Here is a 1614-nt window from a genome sequence, read left to right on the forward strand (position 1 = left end):
TTACAAGTAATTCAAACAGGACGCAAGCGATTGTGTCTGAGTGATTTACAAGATTAAACACTTATAAAGTGATTTAATACCATTTTATAAAGAGTTTGATCCTGGCTCAGGACGAACGCTGGCGGCGCGCCTAACACATGCAAGTCGAACGGAACTTGAGAGAGCTTGCTTTTTCAAGTTTAGTGGCGAACGGGTGAGTAACGCGTGAGTAACCTGCCCTGGAGTGGGGGACAACAGTTGGAAACGACTGCTAATACCGCATAAGCCCACGGTGCCGCATGGCACAGCGGGAAAAGGATTTATTCGCTTCAGGATGGACTCGCGTCCAATTAGCTGGTTGGTGAGGTAACGGCCCACCAAGGCGACGATTGGTAGCCGGACTGAGAGGTTGAACGGCCACATTGGGACTGAGACACGGCCCAGACTCCTACGGGAGGCAGCAGTGGGGGATATTGCACAATGGGGGAAACCCTGATGCAGCGACGCCGCGTGGAGGAAGAAGGTTTTCGGATTGTAAACTCCTGTCGTTAGGGACGAATCATGACGGTACCTAACAAGAAAGCACCGGCTAACTACGTGCCAGCAGCCGCGGTAAAACGTAGGGTGCAAGCGTTGTCCGGAATTACTGGGTGTAAAGGGAGCGCAGGCGGACCGGCAAGTTGGAAGTGAAATCTATGGGCTCAACCCATAAATTGCTTTCAAAACTGCTGGCCTTGAGTAGTGCAGAGGTAGGTGGAATTCCCGGTGTAGCGGTGGAATGCGTAGATATCGGGAGGAACACCAGTGGCGAAGGCGACCTACTGGGCACCAACTGACGCTGAGGCTCGAAAGCATGGGTAGCAAACAGGATTAGATACCCTGGTAGTCCATGCCGTAAACGATGATTACTAGGTGTTGGAGGATTGACCCCTTCAGTGCCGCAGTTAACACAATAAGTAATCCACCTGGGGAGTACGACCGCAAGGTTGAAACTCAAAGGAATTGACGGGGGCCCGCACAAGCAGTGGAGTATGTGGTTTAATTCGAAGCAACGCGAAGAACCTTACCAGGTCTTGACATCCGATGCATAGTGCAGAGATGCATGAAGTCCTTCGGGACATCGAGACAGGTGGTGCATGGTTGTCGTCAGCTCGTGTCGTGAGATGTTGGGTTAAGTCCCGCAACGAGCGCAACCCTTATTGCCAGTTACTACGCAAGAGGACTCTGGCGAGACTGCCGTTGACAAAACGGAGGAAGGTGGGGATGACGTCAAATCATCATGCCCTTTATGACCTGGGCTACACACGTACTACAATGGCGTTTAACAAAGAGAAGCAAGACCGCGAGGTGGAGCAAAACTCAAAAACAACGTCTCAGTTCAGATTGCAGGCTGCAACTCGCCTGCATGAAGTCGGAATTGCTAGTAATCGCGGATCAGCATGCCGCGGTGAATACGTTCCCGGGCCTTGTACACACCGCCCGTCACACCATGAGAGCCGGGGGGACCCGAAGTCGGTAGTCTAACCGCAAGGAGGACGCCGCCGAAGGTAAAACTGGTGATTGGGGTGAAGTCGTAACAAGGTAGCCGTATCGGAAGGTGCGGCTGGATCACCTCCTTTCTAGGGAGTCAGACAT

General features: G+C 52.4%; 1 rRNA gene. It reads left to right on the forward strand.

The features are described from left to right. Positions 1 to 83: 83 nt before the first annotated feature. Positions 84 to 1598, forward strand: a 16S ribosomal RNA gene (locus tag H6B10_RS14440). The last annotated feature ends 16 nt before the right edge of the window (positions 1599 to 1614 follow it).

This window comes from Gemmiger formicilis (genome assembly GCF_016901605.1).
Lineage (GTDB): Bacteria > Bacillota > Clostridia > Oscillospirales > Ruminococcaceae > Gemmiger > Gemmiger formicilis_B.